Genomic DNA, 253 nt, shown 5'->3' with positions numbered 1-253 from the left:
CTGATGCGTTATCCAGTCCGTAGGCGATTGCGGCGGCAGTCGGCTCGTTGAGGAGGCGTAATACATTTAAGCCTGCCAAGCGTGCGGCATCTTTGGTGGCTTGACGTTGGGCATCGTCAAAATAGGCGGGTACGGTAATGACGGCACCGACCAAATCTCCGCCTAATGTTTCTTCAGCACGCGATTTGAGGGCTTTGAGGATTTCTGCCGATACTTCGATAGGCGTTTTTGCACCTTGACGGGTGTTTAACTC

Annotated in this window: 1 protein-coding gene; it reads right to left on the bottom strand. The window is 53.0% G+C overall.

Going from position 1 to position 253, the window contains the following annotated elements; translation table 11 throughout:
* Positions 1–253, bottom strand: a 253-nt coding sequence (locus ACTHSQ_RS11345) for an Hsp70 family protein (protein WP_440375964.1), incomplete at both ends; no start/stop codon positions are given.

The sequence above is a fragment of the Neisseria sp. P0009.S008 genome (assembly GCF_051958615.1).
Lineage (GTDB): Bacteria > Pseudomonadota > Gammaproteobacteria > Burkholderiales > Neisseriaceae > Neisseria > Neisseria subflava.
Note: the sequence above shows the minus strand (reverse complement) of the source record. Positions and strands in the feature narration are given on the sequence as shown.